Consider the following 24,193-nt stretch of genomic DNA (forward strand, 5'->3'; position numbering starts at 1 on the left):
CAGTCCGCTTTCGCGAGCAGGCTAGCTCCCACAAGGAATTCGCTACCCACAGAATCAGGAGGACATCGCCCCATGGCCGCATTCGCCCATTCCGTCGGCGCCCAGACCTATCACTTCGACAGCCTCAAGGACGTCATGGCCAAGGCCAGCCCGGCGCGCTCCGGAGATTTCCTCGCCGGCGTCGCCGCCCTCAATGATGGCGAGCGCGTAGCGGCGCAAATGGCACTGGCCGACATTCCGCTGACGCATTTCCTGCAAGAAGCGCTGATTCCCTATGAGGCCGACGAAGTCACTCGGCTGATCATCGACACCCACGACAAACAAGCCTTTGCCGTGGTCAGCCACCTCACCGTGGGCGGTTTCCGCGACTGGCTGCTCAGCGACGCCGCCGATGAAACCAGCCTGCGCAACCTCGCCCCCGGCCTGACCCCGGAAATGGTCGCCGCCGTGTCGAAGATCATGCGCGTGCAGGATCTGGTGCTGGTGGCGCAAAAGATTCGCGTGGTGACGAAGTTTCGCGGCACCCTCGGCCTGCGCGGACGGCTGTCGACGCGCCTGCAACCCAATCACCCGACCGACGAACCGTCAGGCATCGCCGCGAGCATTCTCGATGGCCTGCTCTATGGTAATGGCGACGCGATGATCGGCATCAACCCGGCGACCGACAGCATCGCCTCGATCTGCGCGATGCTGGAAATGCTCGACGCGATCATCCAGCGCTACGACATCCCGACCCAGGCCTGCGTACTGACCCACGTCACCACCTCCATCGAGGCGATCAATCGTGGCGTGCCGCTGGATCTGGTGTTCCAGTCGATCGCCGGCACCGAAGCGGCCAATGCCGGTTTTGGCATCAATCTGAACGTGTTGCAGGAAGGCTACGATGCCGGCCTGAGCCTGAATCGCGGCACCCTCGGGCAGAATCTGATGTATTTCGAGACCGGTCAGGGCAGCGCGTTATCGGCTAATGCCCATCACGGCGTCGACCAACAGACCTGCGAAACGCGGGCCTACGCCGTAGCACGGCATTTCAAGCCGTTTTTGGTGAACACAGTCGTAGGATTTATCGGCCCGGAATACCTCTACAACGGCAAACAGATCATCCGCGCCGGCCTCGAAGACCATTTCTGCGGCAAGCTGCTCGGCGTGCCGATGGGTTGCGACATCTGCTACACCAACCACGCCGAAGCCGATCAGGACGACATGGACACTCTGCTGACTTTGCTCGGCGTCGCCGGAATCAACTTCATCATGGGCATCCCCGGCTCCGACGACATCATGCTCAACTACCAGACCACTTCATTCCACGACGCGCTCTATGCCCGGCAGACTCTGGGCCTGAAACCGGCGCCGGAGTTCGAGCAGTGGCTGGCGAACATGGGCATCTTCACCCAAGCGGACGGCAAGGTCCGCTTCGGTAACAACTTGCCGCCGGCCTTCCGCCAGGCGCTGGCGCAACTGGGATGAGTCACATGGAAAAACCGCCCATCGATCCGCAAAACCCTTGGCTGGAACTGCGCCGCCTGACCCCGGCTCGGATCGCCCTTGGCCGCACTGGCACCAGCCTGCCGACCAGCGCGCAACTGGATTTTCAGTTTGCCCACGCGCAGGCACGCGATGCCGTGCACTTGCCGTTCGATCACGCTGGGCTCAGCGCGCAACTGACTGAGCGTGGCCGTGAAAGCCTGTTGCTGCACAGCGCCGCTGCGGATCGCAACAGTTATCTGCAACGCCCGGATCTGGGCCGCAAGCTCAGCGATGAATCGGCGCAAGCCTTGCGTGACTATGCAACAGCGCATCCGGGCGGTATCGATCTGGCAATTGTCGTGGCTGACGGCCTGTCGGCGCTGGCGGTGCATCGGCATACCTTGCCGTTTCTCACGCGACTGGAAGAACAGATGAGCGCTGACGGCTGGTCGATGGCGCCCATTGTCCTGGTGGAACAGGGCCGCGTTGCCATCGGTGATGAGATCGGCCAACTGCTCGGCGCAAAAATGCTGGTGATGTTGATCGGCGAACGCCCAGGCCTCAGCTCACCAGACAGCCTCGGTTTATATTTCACCTACAATCCAAAGATCGGCCTGACCGACGCCTACCGCAACTGCATTTCCAATGTACGGCTCGAAGGCTTGAGCTACGGCATGGCGGCGCACCGCTTGCTTTATCTGATGCGCGAAGCCTGCCGGCGGCAGTTGTCGGGGGTCAACCTGAAGGACGAAGCACAGGTTCAGACGCTGGAATCGGACGCTGGTGTAGACATGAAAGGTAATTTCCTGCTCGATCCGCCCACAAACTGAACCGTTTCCGCATTGCGTTTCTGCGCCGGTTTCAGGCAGGATCGATGCACGGCCGCACGGGTTTCCCATCGCCGTCAGAGCAGTTGAAGACAGCCACTTGAAGACGAGACCTATCATGCGGATTATTCAAGCGACCCTCGAACATCTGGATTTATTGACTCCGTTGTTCGTCAAATATCGCGAGTTCTACGGTTCACTGCCTTACCCGGATTCCTCCCGCGCCTTTCTGGAAAAACGCCTGCGCCGCAAGGAATCGGTGATCTACCTGGCGCTGGCCGATGATGACGACAAGAAGCTGATGGGTTTTTGTCAGCTCTATCCAAGCTTCTCTTCGCTGTCGCTCAAACGCGTGTGGATTCTCAACGACATCTATGTCGCTGAAGATGCCCGCCGCCAACTGGTCGCCGACAACCTGATCCGCACCGCAAAAAAAATGGCCAAGGAAACCCAGGCCGTGCGCATGCGCGTATCCACCAGCGCCGACAACGAAGTGGCGCAGAAAACCTACGAATCCATCGGGTTCAAGGAAGACACCGAGTTCAAGAACTACGTGTTGCCGATCAGCGAAGAGCTCTGACTGCAAATGCAACGTGTGATGAGGGAGTCCGCTCCCTCAGGCACTCCGAAAGCTTCCTGACAATTGTTCACACCCCGACATCCCTCGCTACAAAACCAACGCGCTTTTCATCCTTCAGACCGTATAATCCCGATCTTTCCGGCTTGTAAGAAAAACTACACCCCGCTGTAGGCTTACACGAAGTCATCCGCACAGGCCTGCCGAGTCGGGCCGTCAAACAGGTGCCCCCATGGATTTCAACCCGCTCGACCTTATCCTGCATCTCGACGTCTATCTCGATTTGCTGGTGAACAACTATGGGCCATGGATCTACGCCATCCTGTTTCTGGTGATCTTCTGTGAAACCGGACTGGTGGTGATGCCGTTCCTGCCGGGTGATTCGTTGCTGTTCATTGCCGGTGCCGTTGCGGCTGGCGGTGGCATGGACCCGGTGCTGTTGGGCGGCTTGCTGATGCTCGCGGCGATCCTTGGCGACAGCACCAACTACGTGATCGGACGAACGGCTGGCGAGAAACTGTTCAGCAACCCGAACTCGAAAATCTTCCGTCGCGATTACCTGCAGAAAACCCACGACTTCTACGACAAGCACGGCGGCAAGACCGTGACGCTGGCGCGCTTCCTGCCGATCATCCGTACCTTTGCGCCGTTCGTTGCCGGCGTAGCGAAGATGCCATACCCGCGCTTCTTCGGTTTCAGCGTGCTGGGCACCATCCTTTGGGTCGGCGGTCTGGTCACGCTGGGCTACTTCTTCGGCAACGTACCGTTCATCAAGAAAAACCTGTCATTGCTAGTGGTGGCGATCATTCTGTTGTCGCTGGTGCCGATGATCCTCGGTGTGGTTCGCAGCCGTTTCGGCGGCACCAAAGCGCAATCGCACTAAGCCGATGTGGTCGCTGAGCGCCTGGCGTCGCCGGCGCATTCTGGCGAAGCACCCGATTGCCGACGAGATGTGGCAACGGGTGCGCCATCACCTGAGCTTCCTTGACGGCATCAGCGCTGCCGAAGACCAGTGGTTGCGCGAAGCCTGCGTACTGTTCCTCGAAGACAAACACCTGAGCGCCCTGCCCGGCGTCGAACTGCATCAGGAACAACGACTGCTGCTCGCCGCCCAAGCGCAATTGCCGCTGCTCAATCTGGATGATCTGAACTGGTATCAGGGTTTCCACGAGATCGTGCTCTACCCTGACGACTTTCTCAGCCCGCAACGTCATCGTGACGCCAGCGGTGTCGAGCATGAGTGGGACGGCGAACACAGCGGTGAAGCCTGGCAACAGGGGCCGATCATCCTCGCCTGGCCGGGCGTCATGGCCAGTGGCGGCTGGGAAGGCTACAACCTGGTCATTCACGAACTGGCGCATAAGCTCGACATGCTCAACGGTGACGCCAACGGCCTGCCGCCGCTGCATGCCGACATGCGTGTCAGCGACTGGGCCGAGGTGATGCAACACGCCTACGACGACCTCAACCGCCAGCTCGATCATAATCCTGACGCCGAAACTGCCATCGACCCCTACGCCGCCGAGAGCCCGGCCGAGTTCTTCGCCGTCACCAGCGAGTACTTCTTCAGCGCCCCGGATCTGCTGCACGAGGCTTATCCACAGGTGTATGCGCAGCTACAGCTTTTCTACCGCCAGGATCCGTTGGGCAGGTTGCGGCAACTTCAGGCCACAGACCCGGTCTATCAGCCACACGACTGAGCGCTGCACGACTTTCGGTACATGGCGCCCACGGCAGAATATGCCTATAATCGCCGCCACTTTTTGGTCAATCCGGCCAAGTGTTTTTGGTCAACTACGGGGGCAACGCCCAATGAGCTACAGCAAGATTCCGGCTGGCAAAGACCTGCCGAACGACATCTACGTCGCGATCGAGATCCCGGCCAACCACGCGCCGATCAAATACGAAATCGACAAAGACAGCGATTGCCTGTTCGTTGACCGTTTCATGGCCACCCCAATGTTCTACCCGGCCAACTACGGTTACATCCCGAACACCCTGGCTGACGACGGTGATCCCCTCGACGTGCTGGTTGTGACCCCTTACCCGGTTGCTCCAGGCTCGGTAATCCGCGCGCGTCCAGTCGGCATCCTGAACATGACCGACGACGGCGGCGGCGATGCCAAAGTCATCGCAGTGCCACACGACAAGCTGTCCCAGCTGTACGTCGATGTGAAGGAATACACCGACCTGCCGCCACTGCTGATCCAGCAGATCGAGCACTTCTTCGCGAACTACAAAGATCTCGAAAAAGGCAAATGGGTCAAGATCGAAGGCTGGGCCGGTGCTGACGCCGCCCGCGAAGCGATCACCAAGTCGGTTGCCGCCTACAAAGGCTAAGCAACTGCGCTACGCGTGATGCTTGAAGAAAACCCCGGTTGATCCGGGGTTTTTTGTGCTCGGGAAAAGCTGTCTTAAACAGAGTGTTTATCACGGACTACAGAAAAGTTTTAGCCTGTGTAATTTCCCACAAGAACGCCTTACATCCCGTCGCAAAATTCAGCCCGTTTTTGAACGTCCGGTTTATTCAAACCGCTCTGGCACGGCCGTAGACTCCGTGTTTATGAGAAAGAACACTAGCGGTCCAAGATTCAAGGCACTCCTGGAAGCTGCGAACATCTCGACGACGGGTTTCGCAAAGTTCTGGGGCACGGAAGCCCAAAATGTCCACAACTGGTACACCCGGGGCGTCCCGGCGTATCGCATGGAAGAAGTCTCACGCCTGCTGTCCGTCAACAGCGAATGGCTGAAAACCGGCCAAGGCATAAAAGAGCTGCCGAGCCTGACTCCACCTGCCAGCAACGGCGACAGCTTTGACGCCCACGACCCACAGGGCGCCTACCGATTCATCCATCCCAACGACATCGAACTGGCCTTCTTCAAAGAAACACCACAGACCAACGGCTCCGACAAAACCCACGTTATCCAGGATCCGGAACTCTCCATCCGCCTGCTGCGGGCACACGTTGATCAACTGGAGATCCGCCCCGCCGACGCCATCTGCGCACACATGATCGGCAACAGCATGGCCGAGCGCATCGAGGACGGCTCCGTTGTCGCCATCGATCGCGGCCTGACCCAAGTGGTGGACGGTGAAATCTACGCCATCGAACACGACGGTATGCTGCGCATCAAATACCTGCACCGCATGCCCGGCAACGGCCTGCGCCTGCGTAGCCACAACAGCGCCGAATACCCGGACGAAGTGTTCCGCCCGGCGCAGATCGAGGAGCAACGGATTCATATATTGGGCTGGGTGTTCTGGTGGTCGACGGTGAGCAAGCGGCGGCCTGTGGTGCCGTTTCTCTAGAAAACAGTGTGTTCTCTCGGCAAACATCGATCCCTGTGGGAGCGAGCCTGCTCGCGAAGAGGCCCGGACAATTGGTACAAATCCCGGTTTTCTGGCGCAGAAGTCGCTCTAACCCGCACTTCAGGCTGGGAATCCCAATCAAAACTCAGTATCCTGCGCCCCACATTTGCGCATCGACCCGCCCCGCGGCTCAGACAGCGCCCGACGCGGCAGACCAACGTCTGGCCAAGTCCCACAGCCGGACGCAGATCCGGATGTACGTTTTGAAGGCTGGCAAGGCTTACCAAAAATAGGCCAAGCCAGTCCCCGAGAAGCCGGCCACAAGCCGGCTTTTTAATGCCTGTGAAAAAGTGAACCAGCCTGATATTCGACATATTTGTGAACCGAGACATAGCGACTTACGTTTTCACGCAAACAGCGCTTACTCTCCAAGGCATCCTCAGCGAGCGTTAATTTATACTCGCCCGCCGGTTAGTTAAAAAACCTTCAGCACAGGGATGCGCCTATGTCCGTTCCAACCTACGATCAGTTCATCGAACCGATCCTTCGTTTTCTCGCCACAAAACCCGAGGGTGCGATTGCTCGGGACGCTCACGAAGCGGCAGCAAAAACACTGCAACTGACCGAAGCACAGCGCGAAGAATTGATCGCCAGTGGTCAGGCTACCTACAAAAACCGTTCAGGTTGGGCGCACGATCGACTCAAACGTGCCGGTCTTTCCAGCTGTGCCAAACGCGGGTATTGGAAATTGACCGATGCAGGCGCGCAGTACGCCAAGGAGCATGCATTTCCACTGTCAGCCAAGGACGTGGAGCATTTGGCAATCGGCTACATGAATGTGAAGCTGAAGGTCGCGCCTGACGCTGAGCCACTGGATGACCAACCGAATGTGGAGCCAGATCTAGCCTCTGCCACCGAAAGCCCCGACGACCGACTGGAGCGAGCGCTTAAGGAATTGCGCGATGCCACGGCGGCCGACCTTTTGGATAACTTGCTGCAAGTCAGCCCCAACCGCTTCGAAGTGATCGTGCTGGATGTGCTTCATCGCCTGGGTTACGGCGCCAGTCGTAATGATCTGCAACGTGTCGGCGGTTCCGGTGATGCCGGTATCGACGGCATTATCTCGCTTGATAAATTGGGGCTGGAGAAGGTTTATGTTCAGGCCAAACGCTGGCAAAACACGGTTGGCCGGCCTGAACTGCAGGCGTTCTACGGAGCACTCGCCGGGCAAAAAGCTAAGCGCGGCGTATTCATCACCACGTCTGGCTTTACCGCACACGCTGTTGACTTCGCTAAATCGGTGGATGGCATTGTGTTGGTAGACGGAACGCGACTGGTGCATCTGATGATGGATCATGAGGTTGGCGTGACATCGCGCTTGTTGCGGTTGCCGACGCTGGATCGCGATTATTTTGATGAGGAATAAACCTTGACGCTATCTGAACTGGCTTTTGCTCCTCCAGTCCATGCGCGCCCCAAATGGTATTTCCAATGATCAGATTCACCCAAGGCAACCTGCTGGAAGCCAAAAACGAAGCCCTCGTCAACACGGTGAACACCGTGGTGTGTGATGGGTAAAGGCATCGCCTTGATGTTCAAAGAACGCTTTGCGCAGAATTACCACCTGTATGCAGCAGCGTGCAAGGCCGGTGAAGTAGAAACCGGCAAAATGCACGTGACGGCCACCAATGAACTCGATGGCCCGCGCTGGATCGTGAACTTCCCTACCAAACGTCATTGGCGCTCTCCGTCGCAAATGGCGTGGATTACCGAGGGTTTGCATGATCTGCGTCGTTTCTTGATAGAAAACGATGTGAAGTCTGTCGCTGTCCCGCCGCTAGGTGCTGGTAACGGTGGGCTGAAGTGGCCTGAAGTGCGTGAGCAAATTGTTGAGGTACTGGACGATCTGGACGTGGATGTATTGGTGTTCGAACCCTCCAATCAGTATCTGAATGTCGCTAAACGCAACGGAGTTGAGCAACTCACTCCGGCACGGGCGCTGATTGCAGAGCTGGTACGACGTTATTGGGTTCTGGGGATGGAATGCAGCCTGCTCGAGATTCAGAAACTGGCGTGGTTTCTTGAGCGTGCAATTGAAAAACTTCCTAGTACTGAGAACCCGCTGAATCTTAAATTCGTCGCCCATAAATTCGGACCGTACGCTAATCGATTGGAACATCTGCTCAACAATCTGGATGGCAGCTATCTGCATTGCGATAAGCGCATCAGTGATGCGGGAATCACCGATGTGATTTGGTTTGACCAGGATCGCAAAGCCTTTTTGCAGACCTACCTTAAGACTGAAGCCAAGGAATACTCCCAAGCGTTAGAACGCACGGCTGAGTTGATTGATGGCTTTGAATCACCTTTTGGCATGGAGTTGCTCGCGACTGTCGACTGGTTGCTGATTCAGGACGGCGTTGCGCCAACCGTTCCAGCTTTACGCGAAGCGCTGCTGAAGTGGGATGGTGGTTCCAGCGCTGCAGTGCGAAAAAACAAGCTATTTGACGATCAAGCTCTGGGGATCGCAATTGAGCGCCTTACTTCCAGCAGTTTCAGTCCAAACATAGCGGCCTGACGCCGGAGCGAAACAGGGCAATTGCTGCTGCACAATTGCCCCGCTGCCTGTCGCAATGGCTTAGGCAATCCTCAGGCCAATGCGCCAACACTTGCAAAACCCAATCCCCACAGTGCTAAATCCCGCCTTGTAACCGCCCCTCTGTTTTTACCCGCATCCCCGACCCCGGCCGGATTCCGGTATTGAGCCTCACGGGAATCCATGGAATGGCCCTGCATATCCCGACCCTGCTGGTCGTTTCAGTCTTCGTCTTCTTTTTGATGGGACTTTTGACGCTGCACGCCTGGTATCGCGAAACCCGCGAGCCGCCACTGGCGTACCTCGGCAGCATGATGCTGCTTGGCGCCTTGGGCGTGGTATTGGTCAGTTGGCGTGATCGAGGGGTCGACTTCATTCCCATTGTGTTCGGCAATGTTGTTCTATTGCTCAGTGCAGCGATGAACTGGACGGCCATGCGTACGCTGGTCGGGCGCAAGCCTTCAGTGTCCGGCATTCTGGCAGGGGCGTTCGCCTGGCTGACCTTGTGCCTGATTCCCGCCTTCTACGAGTCGATGCCCAATCGGGTTCTGATCTACTCCTTGCTGGCATTCGGTTACGGCGTGCTGACAACGCTGGAGCTCTGGCGCAGCCGCCACACTCTGGACGTCGCGTTTATGCCGGCGCTGGTGCTGACCGTTTTGCACACGGTGTTCTACGCCGTTCGCAGTGCGACCGATGAAGGGCTGCCGGTGACAAAAGCGTTACTGGGCAGTGGCGAGGGCGTGCCGTTTTTCTCGTTCATGCTGTTCGAGTCGATGCTGTATGTCATCGGCATCGCCTACATCACGCTGGCGATGGTCAAGGAGCGTGCAGAGCTCAAGCTCAAAGCGGCGGCGTTCAGCGATCCGCTGACGGGCATTGGCAATCGTCGCGCATTCATGATGAACGCCGGACAACTGCTTGCCGAAAGTCAGCAACACGGGGAACCGGCGGCGTTGTTGCTTTGTGATCTGGATAATTTCAAGCGCCTGAATGACACCTATGGCCATCCCGTCGGGGATCAGGCGTTGATTGCGTTCGGCCGGATCATGGTCGAGAGCCTGCGCAAGGAAGATGTTTGCGGGCGGATCGGCGGTGAGGAGTTTGCTTGCCTGCTCTACGAATGCGATGAGGAGACGGCACTGGAAATTGCCGAACGGATCCGTCGTTCATTCTCGCAATTGTCGATTCTTGAGCCTGGATTGCTCAGTGTCAGCATCGGCGTGGTGACCACCCGCGAATCCGGTCATGACCTGTCACGCCTGCTCTCGGAAGCTGATCAGGCGCTGTACGGCGCCAAGGATCAGGGGCGCAACCGCGTACAGACACTGCGTTCTTTGTACTTGAGTCTTTCCGACAATTAATGCCCGACAACCGGCCATTTCAATAAGCCATTAGCACATCCGCCCTAATTGCCCCGGCCTGCACCCGCCACTAAATTTCCGTTCTGTTTTTGTACATTACAAAAGCGCCAAGGAATGGAGCAGCACCATGTCACCGTTTTTCAAACTGAGTAAATCCCTCGCTCTACTGACTGCACTCTTGACGGCTACTTCAGTGTCAGCAGAAGAACCGAACCCCGTCGGCGACTGGTGGATCATTTACGGCAACGGCGTCCCGCACAAAAACATCATGTATGTGGCCGACAAAACTTCAGTAGTGCCGTCGACACGCACCAAGGGTGCTCAGATGCTGGCGGTGACGCTGGTGTATGAAGAGCCGGGCAAGCCGATGATCGATGCCTATAACCTGGAAGTTCAATGCAAGACTGGCAAGGTGCGGTTTGTTAATGGCCAGTCGGTGGATCGAATTGCCTACATGCTGCGCCACCTGAAAGTGAACGAACAATGGCAGCAGCCGAAGGAGTTCTGGGTGCAGCGCGCCTTTGCTTTTGTTTGCTCTGCGGAGAAAAAAGACATGATTGCCGTGGGCAAGATGGAGCATTTGCAGATGATTCAGGGCATGCAGCAAATGTTCTTCAAACTGGCACCAATTCAAGAGAAAGGCCAAATGATGGACAACCTCGACTCGATACTGGGCAACAAGTAACAGCCTGACGGCTTAACGCTGCAGCGCGCTATTCGTATCGCACATGACATCGGGAGTCATGATGAATCAATGGACCAAGACGTTACTGGCGCTGCTGATGACAGCCACAACTTTGTTGGTGAATGGCTGCCACCTTGTTGCGCAGTCGCGCTGGGAAGGACGGGATGTTCAGGAAGCACTCGATCTGTTCGGCAAACCCGACTCAATGAAAAAACAAACCGGTACCAACGGTGAAAATCTGGCCGTCCTTACCTGGTTCAAGTCCTCAAGTTGGACCACCACCGAAGCGGCCGGTACTTCCATGAATCACACCGGCAACGGCATGGTTTATACCGAGTACTACGAGACCGTCGGGCATAGCTCTGATTGCAAACTGGAAGCCACCGTCAATAAAGCCAAGAAGATTGTGCTGTTCAGGATCGAGGACGGAAAAATCATTCACGGAAAATGCATCAATGTTCCATTCGTGCCCGGTTACATTCCGCCCGGGCTCTAGTGCTGTCCCTGAGGAAGTAACGGCTCAGGGATAACTGAACGCCTTAACCAAAGTCAGCTCCCCTACCGCGCGCATCGGGATCAGAAACGTCTCCATTTTCTCGCTCGGCGTGCCTTCTTCAGTAATCACCGTCACCTGCGCCGTGGTCAGCGGCTGCACCGCCTCATCGCCGCCCTCGTCATCCCCGCGATAGCCACCGCCGTAATAATTTACATAGACCAGATACTGGCCCTTGATCGGCGCAGGCATGGCGAAGATTTCCGGGCCGTAACCCGTGGTGACGTCGACGTCGAGCGCGGCGCCGTTAGCGGCGCTGCGGTTGCCGTACCAGATGTGTGCGCCGTCGGGGGTGACCAGGTGCAGGTCGAGGTCGGTGCCGTCACTGTCCCACGCCAGCAGTACGCGCAGTTTCGCCGGGGTCGCGCCGCCGCTGGTGTTGAGGAATTGTGTGCGGTGGCGTTGCTGGCCATCGGGACTGCGCACTTCGACACTGTTGCTGCCGCTGGGGAAGGAGAACGGGCGATCGAAACGGCCGCTTTCATCGATTTTCAGCGGCATGCTGACGCCGTTGACGATCAGGCGGCCGGGCTCATTGCCTTTCTGCGCTGCTTTGATCTCTCCGCTGATGCGCGCGGTGTTGGCCTGGCCGACCGGGGTGTTGACCGACGAGGCCGGGTAGTTGACGGTCTGGCGGAAGCTTTCGCCCTCGCCTTCTGGCGCGCCGCTGCGCCAGCCGCCGACCGGGGTGTCGAGTTTGACGCCGTCGGCAGCGATGGCCGGCGAGAGCGCGGTCAACGTGCAGAGCAGCAGCAAGACCTGTGGATAACGGAGTGTCATGGTCTATTCCAGCAAAAGGTGACGGGCAAGCCCTTCGATGTAGGTTTCATCCTGGCCGTTGGGATGTGCTTCAAAGGCCAGGTGCAGATATTCGTGGGTCAGGTCGAGGCGATCCTGCAGGGTCAGCACGCCCCGTACGTAAATGCGTTGGCGTTCACGGTCGACGAAGGGACGACCGAAGGCGAGTTTGCACACGGCGAAGGTGCTGACTTCGTTGTAGCCGGCTTCACTTTCCAGCTTCGGGCGCCAGCTGCGACGTTGTTTTTGCAGCCAGTCTTGCGCGGCGGGCAGCGCTTCGCAGGAAGCAACCGGGTTGTCCCAACGACTGAGGCTGGCGCGCGGATAAGCGTGCAGCAGAATCGCGTCGTAACGTTGACCGGCATTGGCTTGCTCGACGGCTTGTTGCCAGGCGAGTTTGTCCGGGCCGGGTTGATCGGAGTGATAGGTGACAGTGCTGCCGGCCAACACCAGATCCGCCGTCCATGCGGCGATGTTGCGGGATTCGGCCGAGGCCGGGCGCGGCGCGACACGTTGGCGATTGCTGCTGTCGTCGATGCTCAGGCAGTCGCCGTTGCGCGTGGCGTTTTGCAGCAGATACGTGCGGATCGCCACGGCCAACGCCTTGGCCGCTTCGGCAGGTTCGGGTTTGGCTTCGCGCTCAAGGACGCGGGCGACGTATTCTTCGCGATCAAGCCTGGCGACGAGTTTGTCGTTGAGCAAAAACAGTTCGCCGTCACTGTGGATATCCAGCGCGTTGCCGTTGGCGAATTCAACGCGGTAATCGCCTTGTAACGGGCCGGAAGTGACCACTCGCTCGCCAGTCAAAACCCGGGTTACCGGATAGCGCGAAAAAAGATCGACCTCAACACAACGCCCCGCCTCTGCCGGCCAAACCGCAGGTAACACCGTTGCTAGCGCTTGCCCGTAATGACGTAAAACCATCTGACTGGTGCCGCGCCCGCCAGCCCAGACCGGTGAGCCATCAGCCGTCCAGCCAGCGAATCCGCCCTGTCGCGATTGCGGGTCTTGATCGCCGAGCCAGCTCCAGGTTTTCACCCGTAAGCGCCCGCCCAATTCACCAACGACATTGCCGTCCGCCGCATTCAGCACAACGTCGAGCAACACCCGCCGCGCCTGATCCTGCGCCGGCAACGAAGCCAGGACCTTCAGCAGTTCAACCACGGAAACCCGTTGAGCCGGTTGCACCGAAGGCAGATCGAGCAACCACGACGGCGCTTGTCGCGCCTGCCAATAGTTTCTCCAATCAGCCGTCGCAATACCCAGCCGCGCAGGCCCGAAATATAACCCGCAGGATTTCACCAACGCCTGATCACGTTCAATCCTGCCGCCCGCCGTGCAGCAATAAACCTCGTCCTTCGATTGTCCGCGACATTCATACGCAGGTTCCCGGGCGCCGGTGTCCACCAGCCACGCATAGACAAACAACTTCCACAGACTGCCCAGTGGCGTATCCAGCGATGACGGCAACGCTTCACGGGCGATCAGTTGTGTCCGACTCAACGACAACAATTCGCCCTTGTAGGCCACGCGCAGCGGCTCATCCTGCGCCGTCGCCAGCGCAGGGAACATACATATCAGCAGCCACAGCAGCGGCCGGCTCATGTCAGTTGACCGTGACCTGACCGAGGGCCGCTTTCGCTTCCTGGGCCTGATGCTGCGGCGCGTAGACTTGCTTGAAACGCACCGGCGGCAGGTTGAACTGGCCCTTCTGCGAGAAGCGCACCAGATGGCGCAGACGCAATTCGCCACTCAGGGCATCGACCGGGACCGCGTACGCCAGTTGACCCGGTTCGAAGCGCGCCTTCTCCAGCGCGGTCGGCTCGGTGCCGTCCTTGCCCTGCAACTTGATGCCCCACGTCGTGCGCTCAACATCGGCGCCCGGTGGCAGCGGCACTTCGAGCATGCCGTAGCGCAGCGGTTTCGGCGTTTTGCTGGAGAGGATCACTTCGTCCAGATACAGGCTGTCGCTGGACAGCGGCTTGGTGCCGACCGGCTCCAGTTTGAAAGTGAACGCTTCGTCGCCCGGCACCAGCCGCGACAGGCGACGGGTGATGGTCACGGCCATCGGATCGGCCGCCGGCTGCTGGGTCTGGAAGCTCAACGCCGCGCGCAATGGACGCTCTTGCGTGCCGGATACTGTCAGCACGCTCGGTACTGGTGTCGCACCCTGCCAAGTCCAGTACATCTCACCGGTTGCACCGTAGTTTTTCTTCCAGCCTTCACCCGGTGTCAGCGCGATGGTCGGCGAAGCCTGGGCGATGCTGCGTTGCAACCAGGTCAGCGCCAGCGCACGCTCCAGAGTCGATTGTTGCGGCAGCAGACGTTGCAGCAGCGCTTGCGAACGCGCCTGATCGAACGCCTGCAGCGATAGATTCAGCGCTTCGGCAAACGGCTGCGAGCTGACGGACAGACGCTGTTGCGCAGCGCCCACCTGACGATTGAATGCATCTGGCAAGGTCACTTTCGACTGCGTGGCCAGCGCGGCGGTCAACACCCGCGCCGCCGCAAGACTGAGCGCCGAATCCGGATCACTCATCACCAGACTGTCCTCACCATCGTCGAGCATGGTTTCAGCATTGCCTTCACCGGCCTTGGCCAGATCATCCATCAAACCGCTGAGCAGCGTGCTCACCGGCAAATGCATCTGCTTGGCGAACGACAGAATCAGCGCCCGCTGCAGCAACGGTGTGTTCGGCGCTTGCTTGGCGTACACCTCCAGCACCCGCTGCCAGTGCTCCGGCGGCAAGGTCAGCTCCAGCACTTGACTGGCGTTAAAGTCGGCGTAATAGGCGTAAGCGGTGAGAAACGCATCCGGTTCACCGTCGTAGCCCCACCAGGTGAAGCTCGCCGACGGCCCGGCCATTTGCACCAGACGCAGACGGCTGTTCTGCATGATCAGGCGCAAGCGATCGCGGATCTGCGGATTCGACGCCAGCGATGGATAGGCAATGCTCAGTGGCAGCAAACGGCTGGCAGTCTGCTCGACGCCGCCGTACGGATAGCTGAGCAGATCATCGAGTGCCGAGCGGAACAACGCTTGCGGACTGTCATCCAGACGCAGGCGAATATCGCTGGCGTCGGCCGGCAGACTCAACGGCGTGTCACCGCTGGCGACATCGAGGCTTTGCGTCTGCGTCACTTGCCAGCCGTCACCGGTCGCACTCAGGCGCACGGCGAGGGAGTCGGCGGTTTTGCCGTCCTGCACCAACTCCGCCGTCCACTCGCCGAAAGCCAGGGAGAACGCCGGCAGCGGCAGGTAGTTGATGCCGTTGTTGAGGGTTACCGGCAGGCGTTGCTCGGCACCCGCGTAGTGAGTGACCAGTTCAGCCTTGACCGGTTTCTCGGCCTGACTGAACGCGAATACGCCGAGTTGCGGCTGATCGCCCTTACGGAATTTGCTCGGGCCGCTCCACTTCAGGTACAGCGGTTTTTCCGAACGAACGAATTGCTTCTTCTGCCCGACCTGACCGTCATCGGCGATCGCGCGGGCGGTGATGCGCCAGCGGGTCAGCGAGTCCGGCATCTTGAAGGTGAAACGGGTTTTGCCGTCGGCACCGGTCAACAACTCCGGCTGCCACGCGGCGGTATCGACGTCTTCACGACGCGGACGCTCCAGCACTTTCACCCCACGCTCGCTGCGGTTGGCTTTGCCCGGTGCGCCGGGGCTGCCAGGCAACGCGACGTCGTAACTGATGAACGACAGGCTGGCACTGGTGCGCACGTTGTTGCGGCGCGGGTGATAGAAGAACTGGTCGATGGTCGGCGCGACTTCCGGTTGCAGCGCGTAGACCATTTCGTCGACAACGCTGACGGTCAGATGCGCCGGAACCGCTTTGCCGGCGAACTGCGTGGTCAGGTCAACCGTAACCGTGTCGCCCGGCAGATACACCGCTTTGTCGGTGCTGATCGCTACGTCGATTTGCGGCGCGACAACCTTGATCCCGGCGTTCTGGAAGCTGTACTGCCCGCCCTTGGTGTACAGCACGGAGAAGGTCAGGTTCGGTGCGAAGTTGTCTTTCACCGGAATACGCGCGCGGTATTGGGTGTCGCTGAGTTTTTCCAGTTTCAGCCAGTCGCCGCCCTTGGCCAGCAGCGCGGTGGCTTCGACCTTGTCACGCTCCAGCGACAGCAATGCATCACTGACCGGTTCCGGGAACGTGATCAGCGCCAGCGCTTCATCGCCGGCCTTGTACTCAGGCTTGTCGAGGACGATTTCCACGGTGCCCGGCACCGCTTTGACGCCGTCGCCGGTGACCGAATGCCCGGTGGCACCGAGCACGCGACCGTGTTGATCTTTCAAGGTCAGGTTGTAAGTGCCCGGACGCTCAAACGCCAGACTGAAGCCCTTGTCCGTTCCCGCGAGTTTGCCTTCGCCGGTGCTCTGGTCTTCCAGGCGCACCCAGCCATACGTGCTCGGCGTCACCGCTTTGCTTTGTTCGGTGCCGCCCTCGTTGGCGTAACGGAACGCGACTTTGTCGCCGACTGCGCTGAAGCGTTGCGCAGCGGTCAAGCGGAAGCTCGCCGCGCCACGGTCGATGAGAATTTCCTTGGTGGTCTTGACCCGATAGGCCGCGCCATCGCTGGCGAACACGGTGAGCATGTAGCGGCTCGGTTTGTCGGCGGCCGGCAGGTCGAGGCTCGCGTTGCCTTTGCTGTCGGTGGTCAGCTCGGTGCTGGTCAGTTCCACCGGGAATTGCCCGAGGTATTGCAGTTCGTTGTCGACCATCGACAGTTGCTGGGCACGCAGGCTCAGGGTCAGCTTGGCGTTGGCCACCGGTTTGCCGTCCGGGTAGAGCAACACCAGACTGCCTTTGACCGGTTCGCCGGTGCGGTAATCCTGCTTGGCCAGATTCAGTGAGATTTCGAAGTGCGGCTTGATGTACTCCGCCACGCGGAAGGCGCTGCTGTAGGCCTGATCCTTGTAGTTGAAACGAATCTCGTAGCCGCCCGCCACCGCGTTGTCCGGCAACTGGAAACGGCCCTGAGTACCGGCCTTCGAATCGAGTTTCAAATCGAGGTGCTGCAACTCGGTGCCGGTGGCATCGAGCACGCTGACCGTGACATCTGCCGCGCCCGGCAACACCGAATCCCGCGCATTCTTGAACTCGCGGCCGACGATTTTCAGCGACACCCAATCGCCCGGGCGATACAGCGGCCGGTCGGTGAAGGCATACAGTTTGGTGTCATAGATTTCGCTGTCGTAATAGAAGTTTTCAGAAACAAAGACGCCGCCCTCTTCATCCTCGCCGATCACGAACGAACGTTCAGGACTGACGTGTTTCAGGCGCAGCAAACCGTCGGCATCAGTCGCGCCGCTGCTCATCACGCCGAGGCCGTCAGTCCACAGCACATTGACCTTCGGTACCGAACTGCCTTCGTGTTTGCGTGCGGCCCAGACCAGCAATTCATCGCCGGCAATCTTGCTCACCGCCACGGTGTTGGAAACGAAGACCATGGTGGTCGCGCGGTACTTGCCGATCAGCGCTTCGACCAGATACAGGCCCGGCTTCAGCTTGCCCAACGGGATATAGACGTTGCCCGGCGCAACGCTGACGAAATCGCTGGAAGACCCGGCCAGATTGACCCCGGCCGGAGGCTCGATCGGCTTGGCCTGCCACAACGGATAACGGAACTGACTGACTACCGGCAGACCCGGGATCAGCGCGAATTGCGGCTGCGCGTCGTACGGAGTAGGCGCGGCGATGGCGTTGCCCATCTTCAGTTCCGGCACTTCCTCGGTGACCTGTTTGCGCGATTCATAGGAGAACGCGCGCTGCATTACCCGACGGGATTTGCGGTACCAGTTGTCCCACAGGTACGCGAGGGTGTTGGACAAGCCTTCACCCTTGAACTGGCCATCACTGACCACACGGTGCAGGTTCTTCTGGCGCTTGAGGAAGTCCAGCGGCTTGTCGATGCGGTACACGCGAATGTCGGCGCCGCCATACGGTTCCATGCGGAATCGACGATAATCACGGCCCGGTGCTTCGAGGCGCACCATCGCCTGCTCGTCCGCCGCGAAACTACTGTCGGCGAGCAGGAAGAAGCTTTCACCGGACACCGGCGTATAGCCGCTCGGCTCGACCGAATCTTCGGCGCTGACGGTGGCCATTGGCAGCAACAGTGCCAGCAGCAAAGGAATTCGGGAGCAGAGTCGCAACATGCGGGCACCGGTCATTGGGAGAGAAAGTTCAGTCGATAGACGCCGATGAAGTTGGGGTTGGCTGCGTCGGGTATCCATCGGGTGTCCTTCCATGTCATGAGTTGCTGCAGGCTTGCCGATCGCATGCCGTTGTCAGTCGGGGTGGTGGTGCCGGTGTGATAGGCGATGTAGCGGCCCATCCAGATCATCAGGTGCTGGTCGTCGCCCTGATCGAAAAACATCAAGTCACCGGGCCGCGCCTGCGAAACGTCACGGCTGACCAGATGGCTGTTGAACTGAATCAGTTTGATCGCGTTGACATACGGCCCGACCTTGCCGCCGCCCTGCTGCCATTGCTGGGCAAGCTTGCGCTGATCATCGCTGAGCGACAGCTCCGGTGGCAGATAACGATTGGACAGGCCATTGCTGCGCAGCCATTTGTCGTCGTGGACTTTCAGCGCTTCGTTGGCGGCAAAGCGCACCAGCCCGGCACAGTCCTGCTGATACCAGCGCGGACTCGGGCCTTGGCTCAGCTGCTCTTGAGCGATACGCACGAACCAGGCGCGAAACACCTGGGATTGCGCCGGATCCAGCGCTGGCGCTTCAACGGCGCGAGCGCCCGCACTGAGCAACAGCGCAAGCAGGCCGAGGCTGCGGATCAGTGCCGTCACAGCGCTTTCCATTCCAGCGGTAGCCACTGCCAGTGACCGTCAGGCTCGCTGCCTTCGGGCAAGGTCAGGGCATATTTGCCATAGCCACCGAAGGTGCGCAGTTTCGGGATCAGGTAGGTTTGCGCGGCGTTGTAAAACACCGGTTCCATGTCTTGCGGCAGACTGTCGAGGGTTTCCTGCTGCATCAGTTGCGCCATCGAATCCGGACCGAAATAGATCGGCATCAGCACATCTTTGGGCAGCACGTCGGCCATCGGCGGGAAGCGTTTGTCGAGAGTGCCGATGGCTTTGTCGACGAGTTTGTCGTCGAGGGAAAACAGCAGCGTCGAACCGTGACGGGCGAGGCTGACTTTCATGAAAGCCTTGCCGGAAATCGCGTCCGGGTTTTCCGCCGTCTTCGCCGCGTACGGGCCGAAATTGGAGCTGACCTGACGCTGCCAGACGTGGTTCTGGCCTTCTTGCTTCTCTACTACGGGGAAAACGTTTTCATCGACGTTGGCTTCGAACGCGCCGACCATCGAACCGAACAGTTTGCCAAGATCACCGTCGAGCTTGCTGCTGTCCTCGTCTTTCAGGCTGGCCACCAGCAACGGCGTGTACAAACGCGAATCGGCGTACCAGCACAGACCCGCCGCGCCGGCCACGTGTTCGGTGAGGGTTTGCGCCACGGCTTCTTCGGCGCCGAGTTTTACCAGCAATGGCTTTTGCGGTTCGGCAGCGACCGGCAAGGTTACGCAGGCGCTGGCACCGAGCGGCATGGCTTGCCAGACCGGTTTGAAATCGAAGTCGGGCTGGTTCTCCAGCTCGTCCATGGCCAGATAGCTGTGCCAACCCCTGCCGTCCATGTCGAAACGCAGCCCGGCGAAGTTCGGGATAAAGCGCTGATAACCCATGGCCAGAACACTGGAATTGACCGACAGACGCTGCTTGGTTTCCGCGGTTTTCGCCGGCAGACCGAACGCCTCAGGAAAGAGTTTTTCGCCATTGAGCAGCGCAGCCAGCGCTTGCGGCGAGACGTGACCGGACTCTTCAGACACGCCGCTTTCCGGGTCGTAGTACTTGGCGGGGTTGGACAGCACCACCAGTTTGTCGCCGTGGGAGGCGAACAACAGGGCTTTGCTGGCGTTATAGGTCAGTTGGTACAGCGGCACAGTATCGCCGCCGACTTTGAGTTCGCCCATTTGGCTGAGCTGCGTGTCATCCAGCGCGACTTTCGCTAATGGCTCGAGCAGTTTCGCCAGCCCACCGCGATCCATCACCAACAGGAAATCCTTCAAGCGACCATCCGCCCCGCGCCACAAAGCAACATCGGCCGGCTGATCGAAAAGCTGTTCGATCAGGCTGTCCTGCAACTTCAGATCATGCTCGTAGATGATCCGGCGCAGACTGCCGATCAAGCCGAGGCGATCCGCATGGGTCTCGTAATAGAAGACAAAATCTTCGGTGAGCGTGGCCTTGAGGAACGGCACGGTCAGCAAGTCCTTGGGCAACTGGCTCAGCGAGCGGGTTTCCAGCAACGCGTCAGGGCGGCTCAAGCCGAGCTTGTCACTCGCCAGTTCCGCCGGCGGCGCTTTGGGCTTGTGCAAAAACCAGCCAAGACCGCCTGCCACCCCGGCCACCAGGCACAGCCCGGCCAGCAGCAGCGGCCATTTCCGGGAAGGTGAAGTCGCTGGCGTAGCGGCAACTGGAGTCACAGTGTTATCACTCATCGTTAACAAAACCCGATTTCATCCGTGGCGGGATGCTTAATAGTTGAAAGTCTTGACCAGCAGCAGATCACCGATCGCCCGCAGGGGCACGATGAACGTTTCGCGTTTTTCGTCGACGGTGTTTTCGTTGAGCACCAGCGTGATCTGCGAGGTGATCACCTCGTTCTGGTTGCTGGTCTCCTCGAAGTTATAGCCGCCGTTGCCGAAGTTGCCCCAATAGTTGACGTAAACCAGATAGGTGCCGTGCAGGGGCGCAGTCATGGTGAACATCTCCGGGCCGGGTCCATCGACGCCATCCGGGTCGAGACCGCCGCCGTTGCTCAGCGCCGGCTGCGCCCAGAAGGCATGCTGACCATCGGGCGTGACAATGTGCAGATCGAGCTCGGCCTTCGGGTCATCCCATCCCAAGACAAGACGAATCCGCGCCGGCGTGCGCAAGTTGTTTGCTTCATAAAATTGCACCCGCTTGAGCGACTGGCCCTCGGCACTGATCACTTCGACGCTGTTGGAGCCGGCGCCGAACGCGTACGGCCGGGCGAAACGGCCTTGGTCGTCGGTGTACAGATTCAGGGGATTGCCATTCACCGCCAGGCTGTGCGGCGGACGCATGTGCCCGATGGCCTTGAGCTGGCCCTGGATCATCGTGCGATTACGCTGGATACCGCGATCGATTGGCGGCGTCGGGTAGGCGACTTGCGGGTTTTCCGTGCGATCGAGCAGGCCGTGATAGCGCCAGCCGCCCACCGGTTCCGACAACTCGGCACTCGGCGCGGCCAGCAGCCCAGGCGCGCAGGCCAACCCGATCAGCAGCAAAAGAAATGAACGCATGTAATGCCTCCTGCCATGCCTGAACGAAACCTTGCACCCGATCCTCGGTACTTCACAGCGGTGAAAACTGCGTTTCGTCTGAAGGACCCGTAACTATCAGGTCGTAGAAGGCGCGAAGATTAGCCATTTGGCAGTTTTTTAACAATCGGATACATGTGCTATTGCTGTAGGAGTCAGGCCAACCCGGTGGACGGTGAGCCGAATAGGCGTCATATTCGGCTCACAAAATGAGCCGAATAGCTTTCCTATTCGGCTCACGGACTCAAGGCAGGTAATAAATGGCAGCTCACTGGATCTGGCAACAGCCCGACTGGCCCGACTTCAACTGGCAGGCAGAACGCCTGACACCGTTGTTGCGCGAGTGTGTTCAGGCACAAGGTCAGTTGATGGGTATGGCCGGTTCAGTAGGCGACGCTTTGGGGGTTCAGACCGAACTGGATGCCCTTTTGCAGAATATCGTTACGTCTTCGGCCATCGAAGGTGAACAACTGAATGTTGGCTCCGTACGGTCGTCCTTGGCGCGACGTTTGGGCCTGGAGTTGATCGACGGCGATAAAGTCAGTCAACGCAGTGAAGGTCTGGCGCAGCTCATGCTTGATGCCACCCGGCGATTTGCCGAACCGTTGACGCTGGAACGCTTGCTGGAATGGCACCAGTGGCTGTTTCCCGCTCAAGAAGCTGACCTTACGGCGCGCTCAATGCATGTGGGTGCGCTGCGCGGTGATGAGCCAATGCAGGTGGTATCGGGTCGCATTGATCGCCCGACCGTTCATTTCGAAGCCCCACCACGCCAAGGTCTTGAACTGCAGTTCGACCAGTTTCTCCAATGGTTCGAGGCAAGCCAGCATCAGACAGCACTGGACCCGATGCTTCGTGCGGGCATCGCCCATTTCTGGTTTGTCACTTTGCATCCGTTTGACGATGGCAACGGTCGCCTCACCCGCACCATCACTGATCTGGCGCTGGCACAGGGCGAAGCGCAAGCCATACGTTTCTACGCCATGTCGGCTAGCATTCTGGATGATCGTTCCGGCTACTATCGGATTCTGGAGTCGAGCCAGAAAGCCACGCTGGATATCACCGAGTGGCTCACTTGGTTCCTGCAAACGTTGCTACGTAGTCTGAAAGAAGCCATCACCCGGATTGAAAGCGTGCTGGGCAAGACGCGCTTCTGGCAGGCACACCGCGAATCTGAACTTTCGGCGGAGCAGGTCAAAGTGCTTAACCGCCTGCTCGACGGCGGTGAGCGGGGTTTTGAGCACGGTATCAGCGCCGGTCAATATCAAGCGGTGGCGAAAGTGTCGAAGGCCACAGCGACCCGACATCTTGCAGAGTTGCTGGAGAAAGGTTGCCTGCAACGCTTGCCGGGGGGCGGTCGTAGTACACGCTATCAGATCTGTTATCCGGACAGAGCTGCGCGTTAAACCCAACCGCCACAGAGTCATTTTTACCCTTTCGGGCCACCCCGCTCATTTGCCCATACCCCCCCTATCTGCTAGTGTCGCGCCGGTTTAACGTCAACCGGAAATCGCCGCCATGGCCCGCAAAAAAGCTGCACTGGATTTCGAACAGTCCCTCGCCGACCTGCAAACACTGGTCGAGCGTCTGGAGAACGGTGAATTGTCGCTGGAAGACTCGCTGACCGCTTTCGAGCAGGGCATCGGCCTGACCCGTGACTGCCAGGCAGCGCTGGCGCAAGCCGAGCAGAAGGTGCAGGTGCTGCTGGAGCGTGATGGCGAACTCGCCGAGGAACCCTTCGACGCGGAACAGCCAGAATGATTGCCGCGTACACGGCGAGCAGCCAGACCCGGGTCAACGCAGCGCTGGAAACCCTGTTCAATGCGCCGCTGCCGGAACTGGCGCGTCTTTACGAAGCCATGCACTACAGCGTGATGAACGGCGGCAAACGCGTGCGACCGCTGCTGGCCTACGCCGCGTGCGAAGCGCTCGGTGGCAAAGCTGAACAGGCCAACGGCGCGGCCTGCGCGGTCGAGCTGATCCACGCCTACTCGCTGGTTCACGATGATTTGCCGGCGATGGACGATGACGATCTGCGTCGCGGCCAGCCGACCACTCACAAGAAATTCGATGAAGCCTGCGCGATTCTTGCTGGTGACGGCTTGCAGAGCCTGGCCTTCAGCGCCCTGCTCGACCCGCGCCTGAGCGACTGCAGCAGCGACATTCGCCTGCAAATGGTCACCGCGCTGGCTAACGCCGCCGGCCCGGCAGGCATGGTTGGCGGTCAGGCCATCGACCTTGGTTCGGTCGGCCTCAAACTCGATCAGAAAGCCCTCGAACAGATGCACCGGCACAAGACCGGCGCGCTGATCGAAGTCAGCGTCAAACTCGGCGCCCTGGCCAGCGGCCGTGCCGAGCCGGATGAACTCCGCGCCCTGCAGACTTATGCACAGGCCATCGGCCTGGCCTTTCAGGTGCAGGACGACATCCTCGACGTCGAAAGCGATACCGAAACCCTCGGTAAACGCCAGGGCGCCGACATCGCCCGGGACAAGCCGACCTACCCGGCGCTGCTCGGTCTCGACGCCGCCAAGGCCTATGCTTTGGAACTGCGCGATCAGGCCCTGCACGCCCTGCGACCGTTTGACGCGGCAGCCGAGCCGTTGCGCGAGCTGGCCCGGTATATCGTCGAGCGCCGCAGCTGA

20 protein-coding genes and 1 pseudogene are annotated in these 24,193 nt (G+C 59.3%); 15 read left to right on the forward strand and 6 right to left on the reverse strand.

The annotated features are described in order from the left end of the window. The first annotated feature begins 72 nt into the window (after nucleotides 1-72). The 12 genes and pseudogenes from ACZ0A4_RS20335 to ACZ0A4_RS20390 all read left to right on the forward strand — a co-directional run bounded on the left by ACZ0A4_RS20335 (nucleotide 73) and on the right by ACZ0A4_RS20390 (nucleotide 11,322). Nucleotides 73-1,467, forward strand: a complete 1,395-nt coding sequence (locus ACZ0A4_RS20335) for an ethanolamine ammonia-lyase subunit EutB (protein ID WP_463576161.1) — start codon at nucleotides 73-75, stop codon at nucleotides 1,465-1,467. Next, nucleotides 1,464-2,297 (forward strand): ethanolamine ammonia-lyase subunit EutC, encoded by an 834-nt coding sequence (gene eutC, locus ACZ0A4_RS20340; protein ID WP_463576162.1) that lies wholly within the window; start codon nucleotides 1,464-1,466, stop codon nucleotides 2,295-2,297. The genes ACZ0A4_RS20335 and eutC overlap by 4 nt, the downstream gene beginning before the upstream one ends. Before the next feature lie 115 nt (nucleotides 2,298-2,412). Then, a complete protein-coding gene (locus tag ACZ0A4_RS20345) occupies nucleotides 2,413-2,874 on the forward strand; it encodes a GNAT family N-acetyltransferase (RefSeq protein WP_074691599.1) in 462 nt (153 codons plus the stop codon). 229 nt (nucleotides 2,875-3,103) lie between these two features. Then, a complete protein-coding gene (locus tag ACZ0A4_RS20350; protein WP_007910892.1) occupies nucleotides 3,104-3,754 on the forward strand; it encodes a DedA family protein in 651 nt (216 codons plus the stop codon). A 4-nt stretch (nucleotides 3,755-3,758) separates the two neighbouring features. After that, nucleotides 3,759-4,571: a M90 family metallopeptidase gene (locus tag ACZ0A4_RS20355; protein ID WP_463576164.1), complete on the forward strand. Its 813-nt coding sequence runs from the start codon at nucleotides 3,759-3,761 to the stop codon at nucleotides 4,569-4,571. A gap of 112 nt (nucleotides 4,572-4,683) precedes the next feature. Next, the gene (gene ppa / locus ACZ0A4_RS20360) at nucleotides 4,684-5,211 is read left to right on the forward strand and encodes an inorganic diphosphatase (RefSeq protein ID WP_003205933.1); all 528 of its coding nucleotides are present in this window, start codon (nucleotides 4,684-4,686) and stop codon (nucleotides 5,209-5,211) included. A gap of 223 nt (nucleotides 5,212-5,434) precedes the next feature. Continuing rightward, nucleotides 5,435-6,181, forward strand: a complete 747-nt coding sequence (locus ACZ0A4_RS20365; RefSeq protein WP_397483551.1) for a helix-turn-helix transcriptional regulator — start codon at nucleotides 5,435-5,437, stop codon at nucleotides 6,179-6,181. Between the two features lie 505 nt (nucleotides 6,182-6,686). After that, nucleotides 6,687-7,607 carry a restriction endonuclease gene (locus ACZ0A4_RS20370; protein ID WP_463576166.1) on the forward strand — a complete coding sequence of 307 codons (921 nt, stop codon included), beginning with the start codon at nucleotides 6,687-6,689 and terminating at the stop codon, nucleotides 7,605-7,607. Nucleotides 7,608-7,672: 65 nt separating this feature from the next. Next, nucleotides 7,673-8,759: pseudogene (gene darG, locus ACZ0A4_RS20375) on the forward strand (type II toxin-antitoxin system antitoxin DNA ADP-ribosyl glycohydrolase DarG). Between the two features lie 206 nt (nucleotides 8,760-8,965). Continuing rightward, on the forward strand, nucleotides 8,966-10,141 hold the full coding sequence (locus ACZ0A4_RS20380) for a GGDEF domain-containing protein (protein WP_463576168.1): 1,176 nt from the start codon (nucleotides 8,966-8,968) through the stop codon (nucleotides 10,139-10,141). Nucleotides 10,142-10,268: 127 nt separating this feature from the next. Beyond that, on the forward strand, nucleotides 10,269-10,826 hold the full coding sequence (locus tag ACZ0A4_RS20385) for a hypothetical protein (RefSeq protein WP_463576169.1): 558 nt from the start codon (nucleotides 10,269-10,271) through the stop codon (nucleotides 10,824-10,826). A gap of 61 nt (nucleotides 10,827-10,887) precedes the next feature. Next, complete coding sequence (locus ACZ0A4_RS20390; protein WP_463576170.1) at nucleotides 10,888-11,322, forward strand: hypothetical protein; 435 nt, start codon at nucleotides 10,888-10,890, stop codon at nucleotides 11,320-11,322. Between the two features lie 24 nt (nucleotides 11,323-11,346). Here the strand turns inward: ACZ0A4_RS20390 and ACZ0A4_RS20395 are convergent, their stop codons facing one another. The 6 genes from ACZ0A4_RS20395 to ACZ0A4_RS20420 are packed head-to-tail and all read right to left on the reverse strand — an operon-like array spanning nucleotide 11,347 to nucleotide 21,530. Continuing rightward, entirely contained in the window at nucleotides 11,347-12,159 is an 813-nt protein-coding gene (locus ACZ0A4_RS20395) for a YfaP family protein (protein ID WP_463576171.1), read from the reverse strand. Between the two features lie 3 nt (nucleotides 12,160-12,162). After that, the gene (locus ACZ0A4_RS20400; RefSeq protein ID WP_463576172.1) at nucleotides 12,163-13,782 is read right to left on the reverse strand and encodes a DUF2300 domain-containing protein; all 1,620 of its coding nucleotides are present in this window, start codon (nucleotides 13,780-13,782) and stop codon (nucleotides 12,163-12,165) included. Between the two features lies 1 nt (nucleotide 13,783). Beyond that, a complete protein-coding gene (locus ACZ0A4_RS20405) occupies nucleotides 13,784-18,358 on the reverse strand; it encodes an alpha-2-macroglobulin family protein (RefSeq protein WP_463576173.1) in 4,575 nt (1,524 codons plus the stop codon). Then, on the reverse strand, nucleotides 18,355-19,005 hold the full coding sequence (locus ACZ0A4_RS20410) for a DUF1175 domain-containing protein (protein WP_129395691.1): 651 nt from the start codon (nucleotides 19,003-19,005) through the stop codon (nucleotides 18,355-18,357). The genes ACZ0A4_RS20405 and ACZ0A4_RS20410 overlap by 4 nt, the downstream gene beginning before the upstream one ends. After that, complete coding sequence (locus ACZ0A4_RS20415) at nucleotides 18,990-20,702, reverse strand: DUF2138 domain-containing protein (protein WP_463576175.1); 1,713 nt, start codon at nucleotides 20,700-20,702, stop codon at nucleotides 18,990-18,992. The genes ACZ0A4_RS20410 and ACZ0A4_RS20415 overlap by 16 nt, the downstream gene beginning before the upstream one ends. 36 nt (nucleotides 20,703-20,738) lie before the next feature. Then, nucleotides 20,739-21,530 carry a YfaP family protein gene (locus ACZ0A4_RS20420; RefSeq protein WP_463576176.1) on the reverse strand — a complete coding sequence of 264 codons (792 nt, stop codon included), beginning with the start codon at nucleotides 21,528-21,530 and terminating at the stop codon, nucleotides 20,739-20,741. Between the two features lie 278 nt (nucleotides 21,531-21,808). On the opposite strand from ACZ0A4_RS20420, the gene ACZ0A4_RS20425 reads away from it, so the two are divergent. The 3 genes from ACZ0A4_RS20425 (at nucleotide 21,809) to ispA (ending at nucleotide 24,193) form a co-directional block, all read left to right on the forward strand. Further along, nucleotides 21,809-22,954 (forward strand): Fic family protein, encoded by a 1,146-nt coding sequence (locus ACZ0A4_RS20425; RefSeq protein ID WP_463576178.1) that lies wholly within the window; start codon nucleotides 21,809-21,811, stop codon nucleotides 22,952-22,954. Nucleotides 22,955-23,066: 112 nt separating this feature from the next. Next, complete coding sequence (locus ACZ0A4_RS20430) at nucleotides 23,067-23,309, forward strand: exodeoxyribonuclease VII small subunit (protein WP_003228627.1); 243 nt, start codon at nucleotides 23,067-23,069, stop codon at nucleotides 23,307-23,309. Further along, nucleotides 23,306-24,193 carry a (2E,6E)-farnesyl diphosphate synthase gene (ispA, locus tag ACZ0A4_RS20435; RefSeq protein ID WP_463576179.1) on the forward strand — a complete coding sequence of 296 codons (888 nt, stop codon included), beginning with the start codon at nucleotides 23,306-23,308 and terminating at the stop codon, nucleotides 24,191-24,193. The genes ACZ0A4_RS20430 and ispA overlap by 4 nt, the downstream gene beginning before the upstream one ends.

The sequence above is a fragment of the Pseudomonas sp. AC172 genome (assembly GCF_979258595.1).

What these genes read in the sequence shown, in the direction of transcription:
- ACZ0A4_RS20425 (WP_463576178.1), top strand. Translation starts at nt 21,809, where the DNA reads ATGGCAGCTCACTGGATCTGGCAACAGCCCGACTGGCCCGACTTCAAC.
- ACZ0A4_RS20420 (WP_463576176.1), bottom strand. Translation starts at nt 21,530, where the DNA reads ATGCGTTCATTTCTTTTGCTGCTGATCGGGTTGGCCTGCGCGCCTGGG.
- ACZ0A4_RS20350 (WP_007910892.1), top strand. Translation starts at nt 3,104, where the DNA reads ATGGATTTCAACCCGCTCGACCTTATCCTGCATCTCGACGTCTATCTC.
- ACZ0A4_RS20370 (WP_463576166.1), top strand. Translation starts at nt 6,687, where the DNA reads ATGTCCGTTCCAACCTACGATCAGTTCATCGAACCGATCCTTCGTTTT.
- ACZ0A4_RS20365 (WP_397483551.1), top strand. Translation starts at nt 5,435, where the DNA reads ATGAGAAAGAACACTAGCGGTCCAAGATTCAAGGCACTCCTGGAAGCT.
- ACZ0A4_RS20430 (WP_003228627.1), top strand. Translation starts at nt 23,067, where the DNA reads ATGGCCCGCAAAAAAGCTGCACTGGATTTCGAACAGTCCCTCGCCGAC.
- ACZ0A4_RS20410 (WP_129395691.1), bottom strand. Translation starts at nt 19,005, where the DNA reads ATGGAAAGCGCTGTGACGGCACTGATCCGCAGCCTCGGCCTGCTTGCG.
- ACZ0A4_RS20395 (WP_463576171.1), bottom strand. Translation starts at nt 12,159, where the DNA reads ATGACACTCCGTTATCCACAGGTCTTGCTGCTGCTCTGCACGTTGACC.
- ppa (WP_003205933.1), top strand. Translation starts at nt 4,684, where the DNA reads ATGAGCTACAGCAAGATTCCGGCTGGCAAAGACCTGCCGAACGACATC.
- ACZ0A4_RS20385 (WP_463576169.1), top strand. Translation starts at nt 10,269, where the DNA reads ATGTCACCGTTTTTCAAACTGAGTAAATCCCTCGCTCTACTGACTGCA.
- ACZ0A4_RS20405 (WP_463576173.1), bottom strand. Translation starts at nt 18,358, where the DNA reads ATGACCGGTGCCCGCATGTTGCGACTCTGCTCCCGAATTCCTTTGCTG.
- ispA (WP_463576179.1), top strand. Translation starts at nt 23,306, where the DNA reads ATGATTGCCGCGTACACGGCGAGCAGCCAGACCCGGGTCAACGCAGCG.
- ACZ0A4_RS20390 (WP_463576170.1), top strand. Translation starts at nt 10,888, where the DNA reads ATGAATCAATGGACCAAGACGTTACTGGCGCTGCTGATGACAGCCACA.
- ACZ0A4_RS20345 (WP_074691599.1), top strand. Translation starts at nt 2,413, where the DNA reads ATGCGGATTATTCAAGCGACCCTCGAACATCTGGATTTATTGACTCCG.
- eutC (WP_463576162.1), top strand. Translation starts at nt 1,464, where the DNA reads ATGAGTCACATGGAAAAACCGCCCATCGATCCGCAAAACCCTTGGCTG.
- ACZ0A4_RS20335 (WP_463576161.1), top strand. Translation starts at nt 73, where the DNA reads ATGGCCGCATTCGCCCATTCCGTCGGCGCCCAGACCTATCACTTCGAC.
- ACZ0A4_RS20380 (WP_463576168.1), top strand. Translation starts at nt 8,966, where the DNA reads ATGGCCCTGCATATCCCGACCCTGCTGGTCGTTTCAGTCTTCGTCTTC.
- ACZ0A4_RS20415 (WP_463576175.1), bottom strand. Translation starts at nt 20,702, where the DNA reads ATGAGTGATAACACTGTGACTCCAGTTGCCGCTACGCCAGCGACTTCA.
- ACZ0A4_RS20355 (WP_463576164.1), top strand. Translation starts at nt 3,759, where the DNA reads ATGTGGTCGCTGAGCGCCTGGCGTCGCCGGCGCATTCTGGCGAAGCAC.
- ACZ0A4_RS20400 (WP_463576172.1), bottom strand. Translation starts at nt 13,782, where the DNA reads ATGAGCCGGCCGCTGCTGTGGCTGCTGATATGTATGTTCCCTGCGCTG.